Raw genomic sequence first — 25995 nt, forward strand, 5'->3', positions numbered from 1 at the left:
CGATAGTAGCCGTTGGCGTTCCTATTTGGTGTGTCCTGGTGCAACACGACGACCGAGACCGGCGGGTAGGGTGCGTCCATGCCTGAGACTCCGCGGCTGTTGTTCGTGCACGCCCATCCCGACGACGAGAGCCTGAGCAACGGCGCCACGATCGCGCACTACGCCGCGAGCGGCGCCGAGGTCAGCGTCGTGACCTGCACGCTGGGCGAGGAGGGCGAGGTCATCGGGGAACGCTGGGCCGAGCTCGCGTTCGACCGTGCCGACCAACTCGGCGGCTACCGAATCGGCGAACTCACCGCGGCATTGCAAGCACTTGGTGTGGCCGCACCGATCTATCTCGGCGGCGCGGGACGCTGGCGCGACTCCGGCATGGCGGGCACCGAGAAGCGGCGCCGCGAACGCTTCATCGACGCCGACGAACGCGAAGCCGTCGGGGCGCTGGTCGAGATCATTCGCCGGCTGCGCCCGCACGTCGTCGTCACCTATGACCCCAACGGCGGATACGGGCATCCCGACCACATCCGGGCCCACACCGTGACCACGGCCGCGGTCGCGGCGGCCGCCGGCGACGATTACCCCGGCGAGCCCTGGGACGTGCCGAAGTTCTACTGGACGGTGCTGGCCGTCGATGCGTTCCTGGCCGGCTGGGACGACCTGGGCCCCGACGACTTTCTGCCCGGGTGGGCGAAACCGCCCCAAGAGGAATTCGACTTCGGATACTCCGGCGATGCGATCGACGCCGTCGTGGCGGCGCCGCCGGATGCGTTGGCCGCCAAGGTCGCCGCGCTCGCCGCGCACGCCACGCAGGTGGTCGTCGGGCCGTCCGGACGGGCCTGCGCGCTGTCGAACAACATGGCGCTGCCGATCCTCGCCGAAGAGCATTACGTCCTGGTCGCCGGGGCCGCGGGGGACCGCGACGAGCGTGGCTGGGAGACCGATCTGCTCGCCGGACTGGATCTCGACGGATCCGCGACGCGGTAGGCTGCCAAGCAGGCAGCCACGGAAGGAATTCGCATGGACCCCGACCTGGACCCTAACCTGCAGCACTGGCAGGACCGGCTCGACAGCTTGCAGTGGGTTATCGGCTCCGTTCTGTCCAACATCGACAGCGTCCCGACCTGACCGAAACCAAGTCGCGCGCCGCGACCGTCGAGGATGCCGGCGCGACGGACCCCGCTATTCGCGTCGTGGTGTTGGCGCTGCTGGCCGTGGATGGGGTCTTATCCGCACTAGCCGGGGCCCTGCTGCTGCCTTTCTACATCGGCGCGATTCCGTTTCCGATCAGCGGACTGATCAGTGGCCTGGTCAACGCCGCCCTGGTCTGGGCGGCCGGCCGCTGGACCCGTTCGGCGCGGGTGGCCGCGCTGCCGTTGTGGACATGGCTGCTGACGGTGGCGGTGATCAGCATGGGCGGTCCCGCCGACGACATCATTCTGGGAGGTAGCGGGCTGATGGCTTACGGCGCTCTGCTGCTGATCGTGCTGGGGGTGACACCGCCGGTACTGGTGTTGTGGAGGCGCAGCTACCACTACGGCTGACGGATACCGGCCTGGCGCTACTGTTGCGCTTATTGCACCGGCTATGGTTGCCGAAATTCAGATGTTGGGACACGCGGATGAAATTCGATCGTGGGGAAGTTACACCAAGGTGCCAGTGACACCGAGGCCTTCGGGCGAGGAGCCCACCGCTTTGCCTAATCCCGTCATTCCGGCTCGGGCCCCCTCCAAGGCCAGCGCGTCCGCGTTGCGGCGGGTGTTGCGCCGGGCGCGGGACGGTGTCGCGCTCAACGTCGATGAGGCCGCCGTGGCGATGACCGCCCGCGGTGCCGACCTCGCCGACCTGTGTGCCAGCGCGGCTCGGGTGCGCGATGCGGGTCTGGAGTCGGCGGGCCGGCGCGGCGCGGGAGGTCGGCTGCCGATCACGTATTCGCGCAAAGTGTTCATCCCCGTCACTCATCTGTGCCGGGACACCTGCCACTACTGCACGTTCGTCACCGTGCCCGGCAAGCTTCGCGCTCAGGGCATCGGTATGTATCTGGAGCCCGACGAGATCCTCGACATCGCCCGGCGTGGCGCCGAACTCGGTTGTAAGGAAGCATTATTCACCCTTGGCGACCGGCCGGAGGACCGCTGGCCGCAGGCCCGTGAATGGCTCGACGAGCGCGGCTACAACTCGACCCTGTCGTATGTGCGCGCGATGGCAATCCGGGTGCTGGAGGAAACCGGGCTGCTGCCGCACCTGAATCCGGGCGTGATGAGCTGGTCGGAGATGTCGTTGCTGAAGCCGGTGGCGCCATCGATGGGCATGATGCTCGAGACGACGTCGCGGCGGCTCTTCGAAACGAAAGGGCTCGCGCACTACGGCAGCCCGGACAAAGACCCGGCGGTGCGGCTGCGGGCGCTGACCGATGCGGGTCGGCTCTCGATTCCGTTCACCACCGGTCTGCTGGTCGGTATCGGGGAGACGCTGGCCGAACGCGCCGATACGCTGCACGCGATTCGCAAGTCGCACAAGGAATTCGGTCACGTGCAGGAAGTGATCGTGCAGAACTTCCGGGCCAAGCAACACACCGCGATGGCCGATGTGCCCGATGCCGGAATCGACGACTACCTGGCGACGATCGCGGTCGCCCGCCTGGTGCTCGGGCCCGGCATGCGGATTCAGGCGCCACCGAATCTGGTGTCCCGCAAGGAGTGCCTGGCGCTGGTCGCCGCGGGAGTCGACGACTGGGGCGGGGTTTCGCCGCTGACGCCCGACCACGTCAACCCGGAACGGCCCTGGCCCGCCCTCGATGAGCTGGCCGCGGTGACCGCCGAAGCGGGATTCGACTTGGTGCAGCGGTTGACCGCGCAACCCAAATACGTCCAAGCCGGTGCCGCCTGGATCGACCCGCGAGTGCAGGGCCACGTTGCGGCACTGGCTGATCCGGCCACCGGCCTGGCTCGCGACGTCAACCCCACCGGCCTGCCCTGGCAGGAACCCGACGAGGCGCAGTCGAGCGGGCGGGTCGATCTGAACGCCGCGATCGACACCGAGGGCCGCAACACCGAGGCGCGCAGCGATCTCGACAGTGCCTTCGGCGACTGGGAATCGATTCGTGCGCACGTGCACGAGCTGGCCGCCCAAGGCGCCAGAGCGCCGGAACGCCTAGACACCGATGTGCTGGCCGCGCTGCGCTCCGCCGAGCGCAACCCCGCCGGGTGCTCCGACGACGAATACCTGTCGCTGGCCACCGCCGACGGCCCGGCATTGGAAGCCGTTGCCGCGCTGGCTGATTCGTTGCGACGCGACACCGTCGGTGACGACGTGACGTTCGTGGTGAACCGCAACATCAACTTCACCAATATCTGCTACACCGGTTGCCGGTTCTGTGCTTTCGCGCAGCGCAAGGGCGATGCCGACGCGTATTCGCTGTCGGCGGCCGAGGTGGCCGATCGCGCCTGGGAGGCGCATGTCGAAGGCGCGACCGAGGTGTGCATGCAGGGCGGGATCGATCCCGAGCTGCCGGTCACCGGCTACGCCGACCTGGTGCGCGCCGTCAAGGCCCGGGTCCCCTCGATGCATGTGCATGCGTTCTCTCCGATGGAGATCGCCAACGGGGTGACCAAGAGCGGGTTGAGCGTGCGCGAGTGGCTGATCAGCCTGCGCGAGGCCGGGCTTGGCACCATCCCGGGTACCGCCGCCGAGATCCTCGACGACGAGTTGCGCTGGGTGCTCACCAAGGGCAAGCTGCCCACGTCGATGTGGATCGACATCGTGTCCACCGCGCACGAGGTAGGCCTGCGGTCGTCGTCGACGATGATGTACGGGCACGTCGACAGTCCCCGGCACTGGGTCGGGCACCTCAACGTGCTGCGCGAAATCCAGGACCGCACCGGCGGTTTCACCGAATTCGTGCCGCTGCCGTTCGTGCACCAGAGCTCGCCGCTGTATCTGGCCGGCGCGGCCCGCCCGGGGCCGACCCACCGCGACAACCGCGCGGTACACGCGCTGGCCCGAATCATGTTGCACGGCCGCATTTCTCAGATTCAGACCAGCTGGGTCAAGCTCGGCACCGAGCGCACCCAGGTGATGCTCAACGGCGGCGCCAACGACCTGGGCGGCACGCTGATGGAGGAGACCATCTCGCGGATGGCCGGCTCCGAACACGGCTCGGCGAAGACGGTGGCCGAACTGGCCGCCATCGCCCACGGCATCGGCCGTCCGGCGCGCCAGCGCACCACCGATTACAGCCCGCTCGCCGCGTAGCCGCGCGTCGGCGATACCGACGACGTCCTGCTCGACGCCCGACTGCGGCTACTGCTCAGCGGCTACTGAGCCGACTGCGGCTCAGTAGTTGTTACAGACGACCGCGACCTGCTGGATCGTGTTGAAATACTTCGCGGCCGCCGGCATCGCCTGAATCTGCGCAGCCATCTGCTGGCGCTTCGGCGGCGGAGAGGCCAGGAACTGCCGGATGTAGTTCTGCGCGAACGGCGAAGCGTTCAATTCCTGGGCAGTGGCCGGATCGTTCGCGTTGAGCGCGGCCATCACCTGCCCGTAGTTGCAGGTCGTGTTGATGATCGGATCCATGGGGTCTGCCGAAGCAACCCCCGCCGCGGCGCTCAGCGCCACTGCCGCACCACCAACCGCGGCTGCCAGTTTGCTTAACGACAGCGTCATCATGCTTGGACACCTTCCCCGGATCTCTGAAAGCCAACGACGGCTGAGTGATCTGCCCTAGCGGCTGCCGTCTCGGACGAGGCTACCAGCCGTTGCGGACGTTCTTTCGTTTCACGGTTATTCGCCGGCCCCGCCCGGAATGTAACCATCGGCCGACCCGCGTCGGGGTGACGTTCGTCACACGGCCCAAATCGTAGGGCCAAACGTCGGCCGGCGATCGTGTCGACACGTTCGAATGGTCCGTGCGGCGACCTGCACGGCTGCGAGACTGGCCGTATGAAACTTGGCGGCCGCCGTGGCGTGCCACCTGGTTGACGTGTATGTGCAACGTCTAGTATCAGTAACCGAAAGCCTTGCTTACGCGGCCGGGAAGCGCCGCAGCGAGGCTAACAGCAGCCCACACTGAGCCGTACATCGAGAAAACGTTGAGGAGACGTCCGTGACGTACACGATCGCCCAACCCTGCGTCGACATCAAAGACAAGGCGTGCATCGAAGAATGCCCCGTCGACTGCATCTACGAGGGCGCGCGGATGCTCTTCATCCATCCCGACGAATGCGTGGACTGCGGGGCCTGCGAGCCGGTTTGTCCTGTTGAAGCCATCTATTACGAAGACGACGTGCCCGAGCAGTGGAGCCAGTACACCCAGATCAACGCCGACTTCTTCGTCGAGCTGGGGTCGCCCGGGGGCGCAGCCAAGGTCGGGATGACCGAGAATGACCCGCAAGCGGTCAAAGATCTGCCGCCGCAGGGCGAAGGAGACTAAGGGGGCGCAGTGGCGCAGGAGCCCAGGGGGGGCCGACCTGCCTTGTCGGCGTCCCTGCCGGAGTTTCCCTGGGACACCCTGGCAGAGGCGAAAGCGCTGGCCGGGGCTCACCCCGACGGCGTCGTCGACCTGTCCATCGGAACCCCGGTGGACCCGGTCGCGCCGGTAATCCAGGAAGCGCTGGCGGCCGCCAGCGCCTCGCCCGGATATCCCGCCACCGCCGGCACTGAGCAGCTGCGGGAATCCGCGGTCACGGCCCTGGGCCGCCGCTTCGGCGTCGCCGGGCTCGCCGAGAACGCGGTGCTGCCCGTGATCGGCACCAAGGAACTCATCGCCTGGCTGCCGACGCTGCTCGGGCTGGGCCCCGCCGATGTGGTCGTGGTTCCCGAGCTCGCCTACCCGACCTATGATGTCGGCGCCCGGCTGGCCGGAGCGCAGGTGCTGCGCGCGGATTCGTTGACCCAACTGGGCCCGTTGTCGCCGGCGCTGATCTACCTGAATTCGCCGAGCAACCCGACCGGACGGGTGCTGGGCCTCGATCATCTGCGCAAGGTCGTCGGGTGGGCGCGGGAACGCCGGGTCGTGGTGGCGTCCGACGAGTGCTACCTGGGCCTCGGCTGGGAAGCCGAGCCGCTGTCGGTGTTGCATCCCGCGGTGTGCGACGGCGACCACACCGGACTGCTGGCCGTGCATTCGCTGTCCAAGAGCTCGTCGCTGGCCGGGTACCGGGCCGGCTTTGTCGCGGGCGATCCCGGCCTGGTCGCCGAGCTGCTGGCGGTGCGCAAGCACGCCGGGATGATCGTGCCGACGCCGGTGCAGGCAGCGATGGTGGCCGCACTGGATGACGACGACCACGAGAAGGTGCAGCGCGAGTGCTACGCCCGCCGCCGCGCCGCTCTCGCACCGGCGCTGCGCGCGGCCGGGTTCGCGATCGACGATTCCGAAGCCGGGCTCTACCTGTGGGCAACCCGCGGTGAGTCCTCTCGCGACAGCGTGGGGTGGTTGGCCGGCCGCGGCATCCTGGTGGCGCCCGGCGAGTTCTACGGCCCGAGCGGCGGGCGGCATGTGCGCGTCGCGCTGACCGCCACCGACGAGCGCATCGACGCGGCGGTCCACCGGCTGACCGCATCGGCCGCGCGCTGATCGCCAGAATTCTCCGCGTCCGTCTGCCGCCGATCCGGTGAACCGGCAGAATGCATCGAGGGCATTGGCCAACCGCTGGATCTCGGGTAAGGACTGTTGTCGTGACAACTTCGGCTAGCAAACTGCGCCTCCCGCTGTCGGTCCAGGACGTCGCCAAGCGCCTCTTTCTCGGAAAGCCCCTGATCACCGAGGAGCTGGCGGGCGAAAAACTGTCGAATCCGGTTGCACTGGGCGCACTTTCACCCGACGCCATCTCGTCGACCGCTTATGGTCCCGAGCAGATCCTGATCGAACTGCTGCCTGCGGCCGGCCTCGCGGCGTTCGCCTTGTTGCTCCCCATCACCGGCGTCATCCTGTTGATCCTGGTGTTGGTGACCGCCTCCTATCGGCAGGTCGTGATGGCCTACACCCGCGCGGGCGGCTCCTACATCGTGGCCCGGGAGAACTTCGGGCCGCGGGTGGCTCAGGTCGCCGCCGCCGCGCTGCTGATCGACTACGTCGTGACGGTCGCGGTGCAGTCCGCCGCCGGAACGGTGGCGGTGGTGTCGGCCGTCCCGGCGCTGGGGCCGCACAGCCTGCAGATCACGGTGGGTGTGGTGCTGCTCATCTGCTTCCTGAACCTGCGCGGACTGAAGGAAGCGGGATGGCAGTTCGCGTTCGCCACCTACTTTTTCATCATCATGGTCGGTCTGACGATCGTGGTCGGCGTCACCCGGGTGCTGCTGGGTGATCTGCCGGTCTACGACCCCGCGCAGATGCCCGGAACGGTGCCGGTGCACAAGGCCGACGGCTTGGTGATGGGCGCGACGATCCTGACCCTGCTGCGCTCCTTCGCCAACGGCGGTTCGTCGCTGACCGGTGTCGAGGCCATCTCCAACACCGTTGACCTTTTTCGAAAGCCCCAGGGCCGCAACGCACGTCGGGTGCTCACCGCGATGGCGACCGTCTTGGGATTCTTGCTGGCCGGTGTCGCCTATCTGGCGTTCGCCACGCACGCGACGCCGTACGAGAGCGAGTACCCGTCGGTGCTGTCACAGATCGCCCGTGCCGTGTTCGGCGGCGGGGTTCTCGGCAACGTCTTTTACATCCTGGTTCAGACGGCGACGGCCGCGATTCTGTTCACCGGCGCGAACACCAGTTTCAACGGCTTTCCGGCGCTGGCCAGTTTCGTCGCCGAGGATCGCTTCCTGCCCCGGCAGCTGATGAAACGCGGTCACCGCCTGGTGTTTTCGAACGGCATCATCGCGCTGACCGCACTGTCGGTGGTGTTGCTGGTGGTGACCGGCGGTTCGGTCAATGCGTTGGTGCCGTTCTACGCGATCGGTGTGTTCACCGGATTTTCGATGGCCGGCTACGGCATGACCAAGCACCATCTGACCCACCGCGAGCCCGGTTGGCGAACCCGGTTGATTATCAACCTTTCCGCGGGAATCCTGTCGACGGTCGTGGTCGCAATCTTCGCGGTGGCGAAGTTCACCGAGGGCGCGTGGCTGGTCGTCATCGTGTTCCCCCTGCTGGTGTTCGTCCTGATGCGGCTGAATCAGGAATATCGTGCGGAGGCCGCGATTCTCGAGATGTTCCGTACCGACCGGCCCGATTTGGTCAAGTACGCGCGGCACAAGGTGTTCGTGTTCGTGAATTCGGTCGACCTCGCGGTGATCGAAGCGCTGCGGTACGGCAAGGGATTACGCGCCGACGAGATGATCGCGGTGCACATCGTGGTCGACGCCGCCTATGCCGCCCAGATACGGAAGCGTTGGGATCACTTCGAACTCGACACCCGGCTACGCGTCGTGGACTGCCCGGATCGGCGCGTCATTCGCGCCGCACAACTGTTCATCGCGAAGGCGCGTGACGAGCAACCGAATACCAACGTGACCGCGCTGCTGCCGCGACGCACATATAACCCGTTGGTGGGCCGGCTGCTGCACGATCGCACCGCGGACAAGATCGCCCGAGCGGTCAGCATGATTCCCGACGCCGCGGCGACCATCGTTCCTTACGATGTCCAGTCGCGAATCGAGGAGGCATACCCGGAACGATTCGAACAGCGAATCGCGCGCGAATTCGAAAAGTTCGGCGAGTGGGTGACCCGCGGCGAGGACGAGAACGTCGACGCCTACGAACATCCCGATCCGTCGCGTTCGGTGATCACCGTGGCGAGCCTGATCCCGGGTCGCCGCGCCACCTTCGAAGGACGGGTCAGCGAGGTCGAGGACACCAGCAAGGGCCGGCGCACCATCCGGTCGATCGTGGTCGGCGACCACAGCGGCGAGATCACCGTGGTCTTCCCGTCCGGACACGGGGGAGCCGACATCCAGCCCGGCCAGCTGTTGCGCATCACCGGCAAGCCCAGGCAGAGCGGCAATCGGGCGATGTCGATGGTCGATCCGATGTACCACATCGTCGAAGACCCGGCGCAGGCCGGCCGGCCCGGGGCCTCACAACCCGGCACAACCTGGAAAGGACAGCAGTGAAGCGACTGCGCGCCGTATTGGCGGCCCTGGTGAGCCTCGTATTCACCGCCAACGGTTATCGGCCGTTGAGCAAGGGGGGATACGGCTCGGTATTCGCATTCGCCTATGGCGTGTTCGCCTCCGAGTTGCCGCTGCAGATGCTCGCGGTCCAATTCACCGCGCTGGCAGCGCTGTCGCACCGGCTCCCGCCGCGGGCCCGGCGCATCAGCTGGCTGGTGTCGGGGGTGTCGGCAGTGGGCCTGCTGGTGTTGCGTCACTTCGGGCACAAAGCCGACGAACCGCTGGCGGCCGCGCTGGACGCCGGACTGGGAACCGAGCGCCGCACCGAGTCGGGCGATCTGTGGAAACGCCCGGCGCCCGGCGGTGCGACCGCGAAGCGGCCCGGCCCGGCACGCATGCTGCGGATCTACCGTGACTATGCGCACGACGGCGACATCAGCTACGGGGAGGCCGGCTCCCGCAACCATCTCGACATCTGGCGCCGGCCCGACCTCGACCGCAACGGGCGGGCTCCGGTGTTGCTGCAGATTCCCGGCGGTGCCTGGATGGTGGGAAACAAACGCGGACAAGCACATCCGCTGATGAGTCATCTGGCCGAATTGGGCTGGATCTGCGTGGCGATCAACTACCGGCTCAGCCCGCGCTCCACCTGGCCCGATCACATCGTCGACGTCAAGCGCGCGATCGCATGGACCAAGGAGCACATCGCCTCCTACGGCGGCGATCCGGACTGGATCGCGATCACCGGAGGTTCGGCGGGTGGGCACCTGACCTCGCTGGCCGCACTGACGCCCAACGATCCGCGGTTTCAGCCGGGCTTTGAAGACGCCGACACCCGGGTGGACGTGGCGGTGCCGTTTTACGGCGTCTACGACTTCAACGCGACCGGTACCGCGATACATCCGATGATGGCGGCGATGGTGGCCAAGAACGTTTTCAAGGTCAGCCGCGGCGACATCGACGAGCCTTTTCGCGCGGCGTCGCCGATCGCTCATGTTCGGCCAGACGCCCCACCGTTTTTCGTGCTGCACGGGACCAACGATTCGCTGGTTCCGGTCGAACAGGCGCGCAGTTTCGTCGCGCGTCTAGGCGAGGTCAGCACCCAGCCGGTGGTTTACGCCGAATTGCCTTGGGCGCAGCACGCGTTCGATATTTTCGGTTCGGCCCGCGCGGCGCACGCCGCGGTGGCGGTCGAACAGTTCCTCGCCGAGATGTATGTGCGCCGCGAAAGTGCAGCGGCTACCGGCACCAACAATTAGCTCAAAGGCTTCGCATGCCGATGAAGACCAGCACACATCCGGCTGCGGCCAGCAGGCTGGCAACCTCGACGCGCCGGCGCGAGCGGATCCAGATTTGCAGCGACACCATCCAGGCGCGCGTTTGATCCGGCGCCAGCAGGTAGGCCAGCAGCGGGATCTCCACGAGTGCGAACGCCACGACATGGAACATCAGCAGCGCGCTGAACTGCGTCATGGCCGCGGTGCCGGAGGCCACGATGGCGGCCAGCGCGGCGAGATAATCCACGGACGGCAACGCGATTCCCAGGCCGGCCACCCCGGCCACCCACAGCGAACGCCCGTGCAGTAGCCGCCGGGAAAACCGCCCCAAACCGTGATGCTCGTGCAGATCCGTCTCGGCCACGGCCGGGCGTTTGAAGCGGCCGACCTTCTCCCGCAGCAGGACCTGAGCACCCAGCACAACGGCAACAAGCAGTGCCGAACCGCCAATCAGAATCTGAAGTTTCGGCAAACTTACCTGCGGTGAACTCAGCAGTCTGCGCTGAAGTCCGAACACCACGGACAGGCCGACGGTCATGCCCATCGCGAAGCCGCCGCACAGAAAAGCGAAAAGCTGCAGCATCGGCCTGGGTCGATTCAGCATCAGCACCGTCATGCCGATCCGGAACGGCTCGACGCTCATCGCGAATGCCATGACCAGCAGGGTGATCCACATGTCAGGATTCGGCTGCCTGGGCGTCCAACGTGGTGTGAAGAGAACCCGGTAGACCAGCGCGTTCGCGTAGCAGAGCAACGACGGACGAGTGCTGCATGATCATTACGTTACCGTCTGGCCTGCAGACCGGTGTGTTGCGCCTCGCCAGACGGTCTCGTTACCTGCCGTCGCTAGGTGCTTACGCCCCAATGCAATACGCGCGACGTCAGCAGGACGATCCCCAGCGAGACCGTCGCGACGACTGTGAGTCCTATCACAGCGACCAGCAGCGGACGCCATCCGGTGCGCGCAATTTGACGGAAATCGGTGCTGAGCCCGACACCGGCGAAGGTCAGCAGAAACGCCCACTTCGACACGTTCGCCAGGTTGGCCGTTTGCCCTTTCGTCAGCCAGCCGGCCGTCGCGATCGCAGAGACCGCCAGGAAGCCCAGCACGAATTTCGGGAACTTCTGCCAGATGAATGAGGCCTTGGCGGTCGCGCCCGGGGCGATCTCGTCGGCCTGTCCGCGCGCGGCCCAGTACAGGGCGAAACCGAGGACGACAAACCCGATCAGCGCGTTGCGGGTCGACTTCACCAGCACCGCGATCTTTCCGGCGTGGTCGGAGAACAGGTAGCCGGTGGCGGTGGTTTCGGCGGTGTTGTCCACGGAAAGACCTGCCCACAGGCCGAATTCGTGGTCGGTAAGCCCGATCGCGTGTCCTAGCGGCGGCAACACGAACAGCGAGACCGCGCCCAGCGCCAGGATCGCCGCGATCGCGTAGCTGACGTCGGAGTTGCGCGCGCGGATCGCGCCCTTGGCCGCGATGATCGCCGACACCCCGCAGATCGATGTGCCGATCGCCAGCAGCGACCCCAGCTTGCCCGACAGTCCGAAGGCGCGTGCCACGACGATGATGACGGTTCCCGCGATCGTCATGTCCACCAGAATCTGGACCAGGCTGATCGCGCCGAGCTTGACGATGTCGCCGAGCACGAAGCGCGCCCCAAGCACCACGATCCCGACCTTGAGCCAGAACTCGTAGGTCTGCACGCCCGGACGAAATATCCGGTGCAGGCCGATGGTGTTGGTGATCAGCAGCCCAATCACGATGGCCCACAAGACGTATTCGATGTCCGGCACCCGCCAGTGCTCGTGTTTGGCCAGCGTGTTCCACCAGAGCTGTGCGTATTTGCCCAGCAAGCCAACGCCGATCAGCAGCACGACCCCCGGCACGTAGTCCAGCGGCTGCCTGCTGGTAAACGTTGGTTCGTCCAGCGTTTCATCCGCTTCGACCCGAGTGGTACTCACGCGATCACCACGGAATCTTCGGAAGCGCATTGGCCACCGCCAACGCCACGATCACACCGGCGATCAGCGTCGCCCACCAGTCCACCGATATCGAGCCGACCCGCTCGCGCCAATCACTCACGCACGCATATTGCCGGGCCCGGCGTCGCGGACCAAGTGATTAGCTCGCGCTGAATCTAGGTGACGGGCGGCTGCGGGCTGCGTTCGTCGAGCAACGCGATGACCCGGGCGGCGAGCTCGTCGATGTCGGCGCCGGACGTGTCGAGCACCAGGTCGGGATTCTCCGGCGCTTCATAGGGCGCGTCGACACCGGTCAACCCTTTGAGCTCGCCCTTGCGGGCCCGCGCGTAAAGACCTTTGGGGTCGCGTCTTTCGCATTCGGCCAGTGAGGTGGCGACGTGCACCTCGATGAACGGCAGCTTGGCGGCGTCGTTGAGAGCGCGTGCGGTCTCCCGGTCCGATTTCAGCGGTGACACCAGCGAGGCCAGTGCGACCACGCCCGCGTCGGCCAGTAACCGAGTCAAATGCCCAACCCGCCTGATGTTTTCGGTGCGATCGCCGGGGGAGAAGCCGAGATCGTCCGAGAGGCCGTGCCGCAGGTTGTCACCGTCGAGCAGATAGGCCACCCGGCCGGATTCGACGAGCGCGCGCTCGACGGCGACCGCGACGGTCGACTTGCCGGAGGCGGGCAGACCGGTGAACCAGATCGTTGCCCCGGCCTGGCCGGTGGCGTGCCACCGGTGGCGACGGTCCAGCGCCGAGGGATGCCAGCGAATGTCGGTGCGTGGATGGGTGCCCGGCTTGACTTCCCGCGCCTCGATGATGGTGCCCGCGCCGACGGTGTCATTCGTGGTCTCGTCGATCAGGATGAACGCGCCGCTGTCGCGATTGTCGGTGTAACTGTCGGCGATCACGACCGAGCTGGTCCGCAGGGTCACGGTGCCGATGTCGTTGAGCGCCAGCTCAACTGGCTGGTCGAGCTCGTCGAGTGTCTCGGGATCCAGCCGCGAGTGCAGTTCCTGCACGGTGGCCCGCACGGTCTTGGCGGTCTGCTTCAGGGCCAGCCGGTCGCCGGCTCGCAGCGGGGTGTCGACGAACCAGCACACGGTCGCGTCCAATTCCCGGGCCTGCACCGGTAGCGCCGCGTCTTCGGCCCCGCTGACCAGGACGTCGCCGCGGCCCACGTCGATGTTGTCGGCCAGTTCGATCGAAACCGACAGCGGCGCAACGCCTGTGGTGCGCTCGTCGTCGAGGGTGTCCAGCGCGGTCACAGTCGAGCGGGTACCGGCGGGTAGCGAGATCACCGGGTCGCCGACGGACAGTGTTCCCGCCGCCAGCCGTCCCGTGTAGCGGCGCCGCACGTCCGCGGTGGGTCGCGAAACCCATTGCACGGGCAGGCGCAGCCGCGACGGCTCGGCGTTCGGTGCGGCCAGTTCGATTCCCTCCAGGTACTCCAGCAGGGTGGGGCCGCTGTACCACGGTGTGTTCTCGGAACGGTGGACGACGTTGTCGCCGTGCTTGGCGGCGATCGGAATGACCGTGATGTCCACCTCGCCCAGGCGTGCCGCCAACTGCCGCAGCTCGTCTTCCACCCTGGCGAACCCGGCTTCGTCGAAATCGATCAGGTCGATCTTGTTGACGGCCGCGACAAAGTGCTTGATGCCCAACAGCTTTGCGATCCGAGCGTGCCTGCGGGTCTGGCGCAGCACCCCGGCGCGGGCGTCGACCAGCAGGATGGCCACGTGGGCGTTGGAGGCACCGGTGAACATGTTGCGGGTGTAGCGCTCGTGGCCCGGAGTGTCGGCCAGGATGTAGCTGCGGCTGGCGGTGGAGAAGAACCGGTAGGCGACGTCGATCGTGATGCCCTGCTCGCGTTCGGCGCGCAGACCGTCGGACAGCGCGGCGAGGTCGGCGATGCCCTCCTCGTCCGTCACCGCCTCCAGGTGGTCCAGCGGCAGGCTGTCGGTGTCGTGCAGTAGCCGCCCGATCAGCGTGCTCTTGCCGTCGTCGACCGAACCCGCGGTGGCGATGCGCAGCAGCTGACGCGTGATGCCCTTGTGCGGCAGAGTCTTTGCGGCGTTCTCGGTAGCCGTCATCAGAAGTAACCCTCTCGCTTGCGGTCTTCGATCGCGGCGGCCGACGTGCGGTCGTCGGCTCGCGTCTCGCCGCGCTCGGACACTGTCGCGGCCGAGATCTCGGTGATCACCCGGGCGATGTCGGTCGCCCGCGAGCGCACCGCCCCGGTGATGGTCAGGTCCCCGACGGTGCGATAGCGCACCCATTCCGTCGCCGCGGTTTCGCCGTTTTGCGGACTGGTGTATTCCGAGACCGCCAGCAGGATGCCGTCACGCTCGAACACCTCGCGTTCGTGCGCGTAGTAAATCGACGGTATCTCAAGGTCTTCCAGCTCGATGTAGCGCCAGACGTCGATCTCGGTCCAGTTGCTCAGCGGGAACACCCGTACTTGCTCGCCCTTTTTGATCCGGCCGTTGTACAGCGACCAGGGCTCCGGTCGCTGAGCCCGGGGATCCCATTGGCCGAACTCGTCGCGGAAGCTCAGGATCCGTTCCTTGGCGCGGGCGCGTTCCTCGTCGCGGCGCGCACCGCCGAAGGCCGCGTCGAATTCACCGGCCTCCAGCGCGTCGAGCAGCGTGCGTGTCTGAGCCCGGTTGCGCGAGGCGCCGGGGCCGGGGTCGGGGACCCGGCCGTTGTCGATGGACTCCTGCACCGACGCGACGATCAGCTTGTGCCCTAGGCCGGTGACCCTGCGGTCCCGGAATTCGATGACCTCGGGAAAATTGTGTCCGGTGTCGACGTGCAGCACCGGAAACGGCAGCGGCAGCGGACGAAAAGCCTTCTCCGCCAGACGAAGCAGCACGATCGAGTCCTTGCCGGCCGAGAACAGCAGAACGGGCCGCTCCAGCTCGGCGACGACCTCACGGATGATGTGTACCGCTTCTGCTTCCAGCAGTCGCAATTCGTCGACGCGGGTGTCGGTTGTGGTGGTCATGTCGGTAGCCCCTCTCGTTCGGCGTCGACCCGGTAACGATCTACCCATTCGTCGGAGCGTTTGTCGGCTTGACGCTCCAGCACCGGATCGGGCGCCAGGTTGGGATCCAGGCCCAACTCTCCGAGAATGTTGCCTACGACTTGAGTCAGATTGCGCCACAACACCGGATACGGGATCTCCAAGGGCTTGACGTCTTCTTCGGCGAACCAGTTGCGCCAACCCTGCTCTTGGGCCCGCAGCATCGTGATGACGTGCGCGATGGCTCCGGCGTGATAGGTGGCGCGCGCATCGCGGACCGGGTCGGGCCGGCCGCGCCAGACCCGGGTCTGTACGGCACGCCAGAACGACACCGCCTGCGACACCACATCGGGCCGATAGACATAGACCAGCAGCGGGTCCTCGCCGACGACATCGCGGATCGCGGCGAGCAGTCCGTCGCCCGACCGATTGGGCAGGCCTTCGGCGCGCTCCAGCAGCAGCGGCGTCTGGTTCCACATCAGCTTGCCGCCCCACACGCCGTTGGGCGTCCTGCCGACGGTGCGGATGTAGTCGCGCCAGATTTCCGGGGGCGCGAGGTCCGGCTTCCCCTCGTCGAGCGGATCGAGCAGACGCAGGATCGACTCGTCGTCAACGCCGGCGAACCACTCCCGCGGTTGGGGCGCCTGGCTGGTTTTCGGCAGATATTGGAAGAACTCCTGGGGTTCGCCGGCCACGCCGGTCGCCCGCAGCGATTCGACGAGTAGCGTGCTGCCGCTGCGCTGGGAGGCCAGCACCAAATAGGACGACGGATTGTTTGCCACCAGCAAAGCCTAGCCCGATGCAAATCCCCTGCAACACGCAGAATTACGTTCACGCTGAGCATAATTCAGCAGCGAAATCGCTTGACCTTCGTCCAAGTTTGCTGGTCAGCACCCGAGGGTGGCCGGATCGGCCGGATCTAGATGTGTCCTGGAATTTCCGGGGGCGGGGCGATCGGTTCCATTCGCGGCGGCGGTGCGATCGGCGGGGGCGCGATCGGCTCGACCGGCGGCGCGACTACCGGCGGCGGCGGTGGTGGAGGCGGGGCCACCGGCGGGGACGGCGGCAGGAACGGGCTCCCCACACACGCCGCGTCGGCGGGATACAAGGTGCATTGGGGATCGAGCGGACCCGTGGGCGGTCCCGGTGGTGGGGACGCTGTCGGCGGCCCCACCCAGTACGGGCCGCCCTGACACGCGGCGAACCCGGGATACTGCAGGCATCGGGGATCGTCGGGACCAGTGGGCAGATCGGAGCGGAACTTGTCGGGCGAGACCGGCGCACCCGGCGTTGCGCTGGCCGGCACTCCCGCCGAAGCCGTGGCAATAACTGCCAGGGCCACAGACAATTTCGTTATCCGGCATCGAGCACTCGAACCGCGCATCTAACCTCCCGTGCTCGGCTATTCGCTATCGCTGGTTGGACCTTTGCATTTCGGAAAGCCCAGGTCAAGCCCCGTTGTCGGCGCGCACGCTGCGCCGCCGCGAAAGATGCGGGCGCACTTGGCATTTGACGCGTTATCCGAGCGCGACATTCAGCGAGCGTTCGGCCTTGATGCGATACGCGCGGTCTTGTTCTCGGGTTCGGTGACGCCTCGGCATGAGGACACCACGACCGCCCGGCGGATGGTCACTCCTTGGAGCAGTGGGCAATTCGCCGGTGGGCAGGCACAGTGCGGGAAACAGCAGGCTACTGCCCGGACGAGTGACGTACGTCTGCCCGTTCGGAGTCGTCCACACGACCGTGCCATCGGGCCGTTGCTCGTCATGCCAGCTGGTCCAGAAAGTCTTCAGCAGGTGGTGTTTTCGGCATAGGCACTTGAGGTTCGACGCATGCGTCGGCCCTAGCGGGTAGGGGACCGTATGGTCCAGATCGCAGTATTCCGCGGGACGATCGCAGCCGGGGAAGCGGCAGGTCAAATCCCGGCACCGGATGAAACGGTCCAAACCCGCCGATGGGTGGTAGCCCGCCTCGGGACAGGCCCCGGCGGGGTGGACCACGGGCCGCACCTTGGCGCCATTGCGGATGAGTTCCGCCATCAGCGGCGCCGGGACCATACCGCCGCCGCGGATATGGGCGGCGGGTGTCCACTCCGGCGCGGGCGGTTCGGGGTCCGGGCCAGCGCGACGTGTAGCGGTGTATCCGCAGTAAGCGGGCGGCTTGGGAGTTCGCCCGAGATGCACGGATCCGGCCGGGCGCCGAGGGCGGCTTCCTCGGCGATGACATGAATCATCACCGCGCGGGCGCGTGGGTCGGTGTCGAGGGCGGCTGGACATTCGGGTGCTCCGCACGCGCACGCCAGTAGATCGGAACCGGCGGCCAGCGCGCCCAGCGCATCAGCGCGACGTTGCGCGAGCGTGCGGGGGTCGCGGTCGCACACCTGGTGTGCCATCTGAGTCAACCTCCGGTCCAGCACGGCTGCGTCGGTCGCGAACAAGGAGCCCCATAGCGCCGCGGTGCCGGAGTTACCGTCCGCGGGGCTGATCACCACATCACGCCCGCGGGCGGCGGCCCGGGTGCGGCGCACCGCCGCGGGATCGTGGCGGTCGACGATCGTGTCGATAGCCTGGCTGCTCTTGGCGGCCGAGAGTGGCCCGAACCGCGCGGCCGCACCGGCGAGTGCCGCGTCGACAATCTGCAGAGTTCGCGGGTCGGTGATCAAGTCGGTACGCCAAACCAACGCCGTGGCCAACCGTGCGCTGAGGACGCCTTCGGCGAACAGGGCCGCCACCCGGGGCAGTCGGTCTCGCAACGCCACTGCGAGATACATCTGCCCGGATGCCGTTCCATGGCTAATTCCCTGCGCAGCAGCAACTTCCGCGGCGATCGCATCCCAGTTGTCACACGACCAGCTGCCCCGATCCACGGGACCATCGGCACGCAGGCGCACCAATTCGGCGACAGCCTGCAGTTTGCGCGCCGCGGCCGCCGCTTCGGCGCGGGCGCATTCGGTGATGCTGGCCACCACCGCGCGATCACTATCGAACATAGTTTCGAATATAGCGAACTCCACTGACTCAAACTTTTTGGCAGGGTCACCCCCTGTGGATAGACGGCGGACTGTGGATAACGCCGCCAGCCGCTAGGCACGCTCCGCTAGGCGCTCGCGCGCTCCAGCACCCGCAGCCCCAGCGAAAAGACCAGCCGCACTTCGGGATCACCCAGCGACGTCGCCAGCAGCTTTTCGATCCGGCGTACCCGATAGCGCACCGTGTTCGGATGCACCTGCAACCAATATGCGGCCGTGGCGATGTCGCCGAAGCTGTCCAGGTAGGCCCGCAGCGTCTCGGCCAGCACAGGATCGCGCGCCCGCAGATCGCGTATCCGCGGATCGACCAACCGCTCGTCGGTTCCGATCGTCGTGATGATCTCGTCGAGCAGGACGGTGGTGCGCGCCTCGGCCAGCGTCGTCACCGGCCCAATCGAAACCGGGTGTCGCTCGGCGCTATCGAGTACTCGATCGACCTCGCTGCGGGCGGCGGCGACCCCGGCCAGGCCGGCGACCGGCGCGGCGATGGCGGCCCGCAGCTCGACACCGAGTTCGGCACGCAAGGCGCTGATCGTGCCGCGCACCCACGACGTCACCGACCGGGCTGTCGACGTCCCGGGCAGCAGTACATACATTCGCGATCCTCGCGAGGCGATTTGAGCGTCACGCCGAAAAGCGCTGGCGCTCAACGCTAAAACGTCAGCCAGTCGTGCGTGGCGGGATCCGGTGTCGGTTGCGTCCCAACCGATCAGCGCCGCGGTATCGTCGGCGGCCAGGCCCAGCTCACCGGCGATCGCCGCCACGTCGGCCGGATCGGCGTCGGTCAGGCCGAGCAACTGCTGGACCCGTCGCGCATGCGTTGACGGCCGGGCCGCGAGCCGAAACATGATGCGAGCGGCCAACACTGCCGCGCCACGCAGGATCTCCTCGGCGTCGTCGGCCAGTGGCGCTGACCCCTGTTGCACCCAGATGGTGCCGGCGAACACCGGCGGACGCCGCGGCCCGGCCGGCGGCTGGTAGATCCCGATCGCCAACCGTGGACGCAGACCCAACTCCGGGCGCTCGTCGACGCGGACCACCTCGGCGTTGGCCCGCAGCGCATCGAAGATTCCCCACTGGCCGATCCACTTCAGGTGCTCGGGCGGTCCGGCCCGGCCCAGGATGGACAGCCGGCGCAGTTCGTCGGCCTCGTCATTGGAGGCCGAGTAGGCGAGCACGTGCGACTGCGCGTCTTCGATGCTGACCATGCCGTGGATGCGATCGGCGAGCGACTGCGCCAAGCCGAACAGATCGGTGCCGGAGTCTTCCGTCGGATCGGTGCGATCGCCGTGGTGGTCCAGCACGTAGTTGACCAATTGGTACAGCCGCTCCCAGCGGGCCTGCGGCTCGACGGCCACGACCGCCGACCCGACCGCTACCGCCCTGGTCACCAGTGCGGCCGACGGCTCTTTGGCGAAAATCGCCACCGGGACGCGCTCGCGTGCCTGCTTGTCGATCCAGCGCAGCGCCTCGTCCTCTTCCTTCAGGGCGACACCCAGCAGGAAGAACACATCGGCGGAGCTCGCTGCCGCCGCCAGGCCCAGCCGGACGTCGTCGGAGTCGATCAGCGCCGCCGATCGCACCGGCAGGTCCAGGCCACGCGGCGCCTCGGCCAGGCTGACCAGCGTCGCATCCAGCGCCAGCAGCAGCTGACCCAGTCCGACCCCCGGCATCCGCATATTGTCGGATTTTACTACGAGTGATCGGATATCTTGTCTGATCAGCTAACGGGATGACGGCTTGCGCCGAGGATCCTGGGCACCATGGATGCGATCACGCAGGTGCCGACGCCGGTCAACGAGCCGGTCCACGACTACGCCCCCCACTCGCCCGAACGCGCCCGCCTGCATGCCGAACTGGCCGCGCTGGCCGATCAGCCGATCGAGCTCCCGCACGTCATCGGCGGCTTACGCAAAATGGGCGACGGTGCCCGCATCGACGTCGTCGCGCCGCACCGGCACGACGCCACGCTGGGCACCCTGACCAACGCCGGGCATGCCGACGCGACGGCGGCCATCGAGGCCGCGATGGCCGCCAAGCATGACTGGGCGGCCCTGCCGTTCGATGAGCGCGCCGCGGTGTTCCTGCGTGCCGCCGACCTGCTCGCGGGCCCGTGGCGGGAGAAGATCGCCGCCGCGACGATGCTCGGCCAGTCCAAGTCCGCGTATCAGGCCGAGATCGATTCGCCGTGCGAGCAGATCGACTTCTGGCGGTTCAACGTGGCTTTCGCCCGTCAGATCCTGGCGCAACAGCCGGTCAGCGGGCCGGGGGAATGGAACCGCAGCGAGTACCGGCCGCTGGACGGCTTCGTCTACGCGATCACGCCGTTCAACTTCACCTCGATCGCGGGCAACCTGCCGACCGCGCCCGCACTGATGGGCAACACCGTGGTGTGGAAGCCGTCGATCACCCAGACGCTGTCGGCGTATCTGACCATGCAGCTGCTCGAGGCCGCCGGCTTACCGCCCGGCGTGATCAACCTGGTCACCGGCGACGGCTTCGCGGTTTCCGATGTGGCACTGGCCGATCCGCGGCTGGCCGGAATCCACTTCACCGGGTCGACCGCCACGTTTCAGCAGCTGTGGCAGCAGGTTGGCACCAATATCGGCCGCTACCAAAGCTATCCGAGACTGGTCGGCGAGACCGGCGGTAAGGACTTCGTGGTCGCGCATACCTCGGCGCGCCCAGAAGTGTTGTGCACGGCGCTGATTCGAGGGGCGTTCGACTACCAGGGCCAGAAGTGCTCGGCGGCGTCGCGGGCATTCATCCCGCACTCGGTATGGCAACGTATGGGCGACGACTTCCTGGGCGCGACGGCCGGCCTGAGTTACGGCGACATCACCGACTTGACCAACTACGGTGGCGCCCTGATCGACCGGCGAGCCTTTGCCAAGAACGTCAACGCCATCGAGCGGGCCAAGGGCGCGGCCGGTGTCACGATCGCGGTCGGTGGTGAATACGACGACAGCGTCGGCTATTTCGTGCGCCCGACCGTGCTGTTGTCCGACGACCCGACCGACGAGGCGTTTTCGACGGAGTACTTCGGCCCGCTGCTTTCCGTTCACGTCTACCCCGACGATTCCTACGAACGCATCCTCGACGTGATCGACACGGGGTCGCGCTACGCGCTGACCGGTGCGGTGATCGCCGACGACCGTCGGGCCGTGCTCGCCGCGCAGGAGCGGCTGCGTTTCGCGGCCGGCAACTTCTACGTCAACGACAAGCCGACCGGGGCCGTCGTCGGACGCCAGCCGTTCGGCGGGTCGCGTGGCTCGGGGACCAACGACAAGGCCGGCTCGGTGCTGAACCTGCTGCGCTGGACGTCGGCGCGCACCATCAAGGAGACATTCGTCCCGGCCACGCAATACACGTACCCGCACATGGGGTCCGACTGATGGCCGGCGTGTTCGCCAGCACGCTACGGCCGGCCATCATGGCCGCCAGCCGGCGTCCGGGTCTGCGCCGCGCCGCGGAAGGGCTGCCGGTCACCCGTAAGGTGGTGCACCGCTTCGTACCCGGCGAGACGATCGATTCCGCAGTGAATAGCGTTGTTGCGCTGCGCTCTTCGAGCCGCCTGGTCAGCGTCGACTATCTGGGCGAGGACGTCGTGAACGCCGACGGCGCCGATGCGGCCGTCCGGGTCTACCTCGACCTGATCGAACGGTTGGGCCGCCTGGATTCTTCGGGTGCGCGAATCCGGCCGCAGGAGGTCTCGGTCAAGCTATCGGCGCTGGGGCAGTCGCTGCAGCGTGACGGAGAAAGGATCGCCCGGGACAACGCCTGGTCGATCTGCGACGCCGCGCGGCGGGCCGGGGTATGGGTGACGGTGGACGCCGAGAACCACACCACGACCGATTCGACGCTGTCCATCGTGCGGGAGCTGCGAAACGAATTTCCTTGGCTGGGCACGGTTTTGCAGACGTATCTGAAGCGTACGCTGAGCGACTGCCGGGAGTTCGCCGCTTCCGGGGCCCGGATCCGGCTGTGCAAGGGCGCCTACGACGAGCCGGCGGCGGTGGCCTACCGGGGCCGCGACGAGGTCACCGACTCCTATCTGGCCTGCTTGCGGGTGCTGATGGCCGGCTCGGGATATCCGATGGTGGCCTCCCACGACCCCGCCATCATCGCGGCGGTGCCGGCGCTGCTGCGCGAATCGGGCCGTGGCACCGACGAATTCGAATACCAGATGCTGTACGGAATCCGCGACGACGAACAGCGCCGACTGGCCGACGCCGGTCATCACGTTCGCGTCTACGTGCCCTTCGGCACCCAGTGGTACGGCTACTTCATGCGCCGGCTCGCCGAACGGCCCGCCAACCTGACGTTCTTCCTGCGGGCGCTGGCGCAGCGCGGGCACTGAGCTCACGCAGTCGCGCAGGCGTAGCGTCACGGCCATGAGCCCGGTCGTCGACGAGCGGCCCGACCCCGCCCGCACCCATCTGCGCCATGCCGATCCCGTGCTGGCGAACATCATCGACAAGCACCCCGACTTCGACCCCCGCGCGTGGCTGGCGGACCTCCCGCCTCTGGACGCGTTCGCGACGTTGATCTTCCAGATCATCGGCCAACAACTATCCGTCGCAGCCACCCGCCGTATCCTCGACCGCCTCCAGGACCGGTTCAACGGACACCTCCCCACCCCCGCCGAGCTGCTGGCCATCGATCCCGACCAGCTCCGCCGGACCGGGCTGTCGCGCCGCAAGATCGGCACGCTGCGAACCGTCGCCGCCCAGTTCGCCGACGGCACTCTCAGCGCCAGCGAGCTGCGCCGACTGTCCGATGACGAGATCGAGACGCGCCTGACCGCCATCCCCGGTATCGGGCCCTGGACTGTGCACGGCTTTCTGATCATCGCGTTCGCGCGCCCCGACGTGGTGCTGCCCGGAGACCTGGCCCTGCGCAAGGCCATTCAGCGGTCCTATGGGCTCGACCACCTACCCAGCCAGGACGAAGTGGTCCGCCTCGCAGAGCCGTGGCGGCCGTATCGCAGCCTTGCCAGCGCCTACCTATTCCAAGACGCCTTCGGCCCTGCCGCACCGTCGACCGGTACCACCGCCGATACCGAGATTTGACTCCGCACGCGCCTCATTGCCATTTGAGTTCGTCGTCGAGTCGTCCGGCCTGCTCGTCCTGCGCAGCGGCGGGGCGGGTATCGATCGTGACCTCTTGCCAGTAGGCTGGACCGTAAAGGTGAATATCGTTGCCGCTGTTAACCTTTAACACGCCGCCGGTGAGTACTTCGTAGGTGGCGTCGTCCGGGTACTCGTCGTCTTCGTCGTGGCCCTCGAGTTGGACCCACATTTTCATGGTGCAAGCAGTCCTTCGCAACCTGGCGAGTTCGCTAATCCTCGTCTTCGATGCCATCGATCTCGTCGTCGATGATGTGAACCGCGGCTTCTTCGGCAGAGGCGGCGCCGCCACAGATACCGACGTCCTCGGCGACCAACTCTGCCTCGGCGTCTTCGCCAAATCCCTGGTCCGGTGCCAAAAGCCGGCCCGCTCGGACTCGACCGACCTCGCGCCGCCGGGCAAATTCGGCTTCGCGCTCCGATTCGTCGGAGCGTTGTCGCTCGGCCTCATCGAGCACCACGTTGAGTCGCGACGCCGGATCCGGTTCTTCCTCGCCGAGCATCTGGTCCAGGGTTTCAGACGGGCCAAATGCACCGGGCCCGTAGGGCTGCTCGGGCGGCGAATAGCCCTCGTCGAGAACGTCGTCCACACCGCGGTCGATCAGACTGTCTTCTGGTTGAAGTTGGTCGTTGTCTTCGGCGCTGTATTCGCCTGCGGCAGGGCGTGCCTCGTAGTGAGTGCTCATGATCGTGTGCTCCTGAATCGTGGTAACAGTGCCCGTGGCAGGCTTACGCCATCCAGGGGTCAGCCCGTGGTCATGAAGTGCAGTGTGTACGACGAGGGCCGCTGTCGCGAGGGCCGAAAGTCATGTGTTGAGCCTGTTCTGCATCAACGACGAGGGCGGGTTCCTAAGGGTTGGGACAGCCGTCGCGGTTGGGTCCGTCGAATGACGTTGGTGCATTCTGCAGGGCGGTGTGCAACACCTCGAAGACCTGCGGGTCCCAGGTGAGCGCCGTATTCCAGTCCAGGCCCGCGGCATTGGACACGTAAATGCTGTGCGTGTCGTCGAAGGTATAGCAGCGCCGGTGTGGCAGCACCTGGTCCCCGACATCGCCTGCCAGCGCGCTGCGCAGCGCGACGATGCCGTCATTCGGCCACACCATCGCGTTCACCGGACCCGGCCTGGCGAACCTCGTGCCGCCGATCAGCACCACCGGGACTTTGTCCAACACCCCGGACTGGAATTGATTCCATCCGTCCTTGCCCATCAGGTAGGGCTGGTTGACCTCGCGCCCGGAGCCCGACATCAGGCGCAGCACTTCATCCTTGAAGCCCTTCATCGCGTTCTCGCAGAACTGATCGCCGGCACAGTCGGTGAGCGGGACGAAGTCATTTGCGTAATCCGAAAGGTAGGAGCCTTGCCAGGGCGTCCCGATCGTGGTCAGCGAACGCACGCGCACCGGGGAGTTCGTGGTGGCCAGCACGCGGATTGCCGCGCGCGAGTACAAGCCGCCCATCGAATGGCCGACCAGATCGACGACGTTGATGCCCCTGTCGCTGTGCAGATAATTCAGGAAGCGGGCCAGATGCTCACCTGCCGTGTCGATGCTGCCGGTGGAGTTGACGGTCATGTTCTCCGGCAAGGTGATCGGGCACTGCCCGAAAGCGCCGAAGCCGCTCTGATCCACTACTTGCCCGCGGCCGGCCATCGCTGGTGAGGTGAAAGCCCGGTAATGCTGGGTGAGCAGATATTCCCGGATCGCGGTGTCGGTGTTGCCCGCCGCAAGCCCCGTCGCGCAGGCTTGGTCCGGCGTGGTGAATGGGCTCGTCGCGTCGCCACCCGATACGACCACCACCGCGTGTGGATCCTGGGGGCTGTTGCAACCCGACAATAGGGGCGAAATCGCAAGCAGGACTGCGATGATTGCTCTGATTTTTCGCAGGGCAGACGATGTGTTCATGTCAGTCACCGCCTCCGCGGGCGCTCGCTGGCGAACCCGCGCACCACATGCGCGCAGACGAATTCGGTGACGACGTCGGGGTCGTCCATATCCCGGATCGGCGACGGTGTGCTGAACAACGAGAACAGGATTCGCGCGAACCATTCGCCCGCTGCTTCGATGTCGAGGTCCTTACGGACCTCGCCGGTCAGCTTGGCCGCGGACAGATAGGGCGAGAGGAAGTCCACGCACTCGCGCAGCAGCACGGCCGCGTCCTTGGTCAGCAGCAGGCTGATCGCGTCCTCGTCGAAGTACTCCTCGGAGGCCATGACCCGTCGCGCCTGCGTCACGAACACCGCTGCCGCACATAGCTTGTCCTCGAGCGAGCTGCCGCGTTCCATCGCCTTGCTCATCTCGCGGTAGAACTGCTGCGACGCGTGCTCGGCGCACGCCTCCACGATGGACGCCTTGTCGGAAAAGTATTCGTAGATGGTGCTGCGCGATATCCCGGCCTGCTTGGCGATATCGACGATCGTGGCCTTCTGCAGACCCTGCCTACCGAAGCAGGCGAACGCGGATTCGACGATGACCTCGCGCGTATCGGTCGCCTGGCGGTCTGCAGAAATCTGAGTCACGAGT

The 25995-nt window shown here is 66.8% G+C and carries 24 protein-coding genes; 10 read left to right on the forward strand and 14 right to left on the reverse strand.

Annotation, left to right across the window (positions count from 1 at the left end; translation table 11 throughout):
* Nucleotides 1–78: 78 nt before the first annotated feature.
* The 3 genes from mshB to AC5Y5O_RS19210 all read left to right on the forward strand — a co-directional run bounded on the left by mshB (nt 79) and on the right by AC5Y5O_RS19210 (nt 4248).
* Complete coding sequence (gene mshB, locus AC5Y5O_RS19200) at nt 79–981, forward strand: N-acetyl-1-D-myo-inositol-2-amino-2-deoxy-alpha-D-glucopyranoside deacetylase (protein WP_096289703.1); 903 nt, start codon at nt 79–81, stop codon at nt 979–981.
* Nucleotides 982–1073: 92 nt separating this feature from the next.
* On the forward strand, nt 1074–1538 hold the full coding sequence (locus AC5Y5O_RS19205; RefSeq protein WP_096289702.1) for a hypothetical protein: 465 nt from the start codon (nt 1074–1076) through the stop codon (nt 1536–1538).
* Between the two features lie 61 nt (nt 1539–1599).
* On the forward strand, nt 1600–4248 hold the full coding sequence (locus tag AC5Y5O_RS19210; RefSeq protein WP_500026922.1) for a bifunctional FO biosynthesis protein CofGH: 2649 nt from the start codon (nt 1600–1602) through the stop codon (nt 4246–4248).
* 81 nt (nt 4249–4329) lie between these two features.
* Here the strand turns inward: AC5Y5O_RS19210 and AC5Y5O_RS19215 are convergent, their stop codons facing one another.
* Nucleotides 4330–4662: a hemophore-related protein gene (locus AC5Y5O_RS19215; protein ID WP_090609537.1), complete on the reverse strand. Its 333-nt coding sequence runs from the start codon at nt 4660–4662 to the stop codon at nt 4330–4332.
* Nucleotides 4663–5101: 439 nt separating this feature from the next.
* Here AC5Y5O_RS19215 and fdxA point away from each other — a divergent pair, with 439 nt between their 5' ends.
* From fdxA to AC5Y5O_RS19235, 4 genes are read left to right on the forward strand one after another with little or no spacing between them, the layout of a single operon-like run.
* A complete protein-coding gene (gene fdxA / locus AC5Y5O_RS19220; RefSeq protein WP_025735298.1) occupies nt 5102–5428 on the forward strand; it encodes a ferredoxin in 327 nt (108 codons plus the stop codon).
* Between the two features lie 42 nt (nt 5429–5470).
* Nucleotides 5471–6571 carry a succinyldiaminopimelate transaminase gene (dapC, locus tag AC5Y5O_RS19225; RefSeq protein ID WP_096289701.1) on the forward strand — a complete coding sequence of 367 codons (1101 nt, stop codon included), beginning with the start codon at nt 5471–5473 and terminating at the stop codon, nt 6569–6571.
* Between the two features lie 50 nt (nt 6572–6621).
* Nucleotides 6622–9048: an APC family permease gene (locus AC5Y5O_RS19230; protein WP_423790929.1), complete on the forward strand. Its 2427-nt coding sequence runs from the start codon at nt 6622–6624 to the stop codon at nt 9046–9048.
* Complete coding sequence (locus tag AC5Y5O_RS19235) at nt 9045–10307, forward strand: alpha/beta hydrolase (protein WP_096289699.1); 1263 nt, start codon at nt 9045–9047, stop codon at nt 10305–10307. The genes AC5Y5O_RS19230 and AC5Y5O_RS19235 overlap by 4 nt, the downstream gene beginning before the upstream one ends.
* Nucleotide 10308: 1 nt before the next feature.
* On the opposite strand, the gene AC5Y5O_RS19240 is transcribed toward AC5Y5O_RS19235, so the two are convergent.
* The 9 genes from AC5Y5O_RS19240 to AC5Y5O_RS19280 form a co-directional block, all read right to left on the reverse strand.
* Nucleotides 10309–11001 (reverse strand): GAP family protein, encoded by a 693-nt coding sequence (locus AC5Y5O_RS19240; RefSeq protein WP_096289698.1) that lies wholly within the window; start codon nt 10999–11001, stop codon nt 10309–10311.
* Nucleotides 11002–11171: 170 nt separating this feature from the next.
* Nucleotides 11172–12290 carry a YeiH family protein gene (locus AC5Y5O_RS19245; RefSeq protein WP_500026748.1) on the reverse strand — a complete coding sequence of 373 codons (1119 nt, stop codon included), beginning with the start codon at nt 12288–12290 and terminating at the stop codon, nt 11172–11174.
* Between the two features lie 176 nt (nt 12291–12466).
* The gene (cysC, locus tag AC5Y5O_RS19250; RefSeq protein ID WP_500026749.1) at nt 12467–14386 is read right to left on the reverse strand and encodes an adenylyl-sulfate kinase; all 1920 of its coding nucleotides are present in this window, start codon (nt 14384–14386) and stop codon (nt 12467–12469) included.
* Entirely contained in the window at nt 14386–15300 is a 915-nt protein-coding gene (cysD, locus tag AC5Y5O_RS19255; RefSeq protein WP_500026753.1) for a sulfate adenylyltransferase subunit CysD, read from the reverse strand. Before cysD ends, cysC begins: the two co-directional genes overlap by 1 nt.
* On the reverse strand, nt 15297–16100 hold the full coding sequence (gene stf0, locus AC5Y5O_RS19260) for a trehalose 2-sulfotransferase (RefSeq protein ID WP_096289694.1): 804 nt from the start codon (nt 16098–16100) through the stop codon (nt 15297–15299). Before stf0 ends, cysD begins: the two co-directional genes overlap by 4 nt.
* A 137-nt stretch (nt 16101–16237) precedes the next feature.
* The gene (locus tag AC5Y5O_RS19265; RefSeq protein WP_500026755.1) at nt 16238–16660 is read right to left on the reverse strand and encodes a hypothetical protein; all 423 of its coding nucleotides are present in this window, start codon (nt 16658–16660) and stop codon (nt 16238–16240) included.
* 175 nt (nt 16661–16835) lie between these two features.
* Nucleotides 16836–17357, reverse strand: a complete 522-nt coding sequence (locus AC5Y5O_RS19270) for an HNH endonuclease signature motif containing protein (protein WP_500026757.1) — start codon at nt 17355–17357, stop codon at nt 16836–16838.
* Nucleotides 17357–18307, reverse strand: coding sequence for a DUF222 domain-containing protein (locus AC5Y5O_RS19275; RefSeq protein ID WP_500026760.1), 951 nt, complete (start codon nt 18305–18307; stop codon nt 17357–17359). Before AC5Y5O_RS19275 ends, AC5Y5O_RS19270 begins: the two co-directional genes overlap by 1 nt.
* A 107-nt stretch (nt 18308–18414) precedes the next feature.
* On the reverse strand, nt 18415–20025 hold the full coding sequence (locus tag AC5Y5O_RS19280; RefSeq protein WP_096289692.1) for a PucR family transcriptional regulator: 1611 nt from the start codon (nt 20023–20025) through the stop codon (nt 18415–18417).
* Between the two features lie 84 nt (nt 20026–20109).
* Here AC5Y5O_RS19280 and pruA point away from each other — a divergent pair, with 84 nt between their 5' ends.
* The 3 genes from pruA to AC5Y5O_RS19295 are packed head-to-tail and all read left to right on the forward strand — an operon-like array spanning nt 20110 to nt 23418.
* Nucleotides 20110–21741, forward strand: coding sequence for an L-glutamate gamma-semialdehyde dehydrogenase (gene pruA / locus AC5Y5O_RS19285; RefSeq protein ID WP_500026762.1), 1632 nt, complete (start codon nt 20110–20112; stop codon nt 21739–21741).
* A complete protein-coding gene (locus AC5Y5O_RS19290) occupies nt 21741–22706 on the forward strand; it encodes a proline dehydrogenase family protein (protein WP_500026764.1) in 966 nt (321 codons plus the stop codon). The genes pruA and AC5Y5O_RS19290 overlap by 1 nt, the downstream gene beginning before the upstream one ends.
* Nucleotides 22707–22740: 34 nt before the next feature.
* Nucleotides 22741–23418, forward strand: coding sequence for a DNA-3-methyladenine glycosylase family protein (locus AC5Y5O_RS19295; protein ID WP_500026768.1), 678 nt, complete (start codon nt 22741–22743; stop codon nt 23416–23418).
* A 13-nt stretch (nt 23419–23431) separates the two neighbouring features.
* On the opposite strand, the gene AC5Y5O_RS19300 is transcribed toward AC5Y5O_RS19295, so the two are convergent.
* From AC5Y5O_RS19300 to AC5Y5O_RS19315, 4 genes are all read right to left on the reverse strand, one after another.
* Nucleotides 23432–23653: a hypothetical protein gene (locus tag AC5Y5O_RS19300; RefSeq protein WP_500026770.1), complete on the reverse strand. Its 222-nt coding sequence runs from the start codon at nt 23651–23653 to the stop codon at nt 23432–23434.
* Between the two features lie 34 nt (nt 23654–23687).
* Nucleotides 23688–24161, reverse strand: coding sequence for a DUF5709 domain-containing protein (locus AC5Y5O_RS19305; RefSeq protein ID WP_096289687.1), 474 nt, complete (start codon nt 24159–24161; stop codon nt 23688–23690).
* A gap of 163 nt (nt 24162–24324) precedes the next feature.
* Entirely contained in the window at nt 24325–25272 is a 948-nt protein-coding gene (locus AC5Y5O_RS19310) for a lipase family alpha/beta hydrolase (RefSeq protein ID WP_500026772.1), read from the reverse strand.
* 110 nt (nt 25273–25382) lie between these two features.
* Nucleotides 25383–25991 (reverse strand): TetR/AcrR family transcriptional regulator, encoded by a 609-nt coding sequence (locus AC5Y5O_RS19315; RefSeq protein ID WP_096289685.1) that lies wholly within the window; start codon nt 25989–25991, stop codon nt 25383–25385.
* Nucleotides 25992–25995: the final 4 nt, after the last annotated feature.

It is taken from the genome of Mycobacterium sp. NGS40, assembly GCF_059812735.1.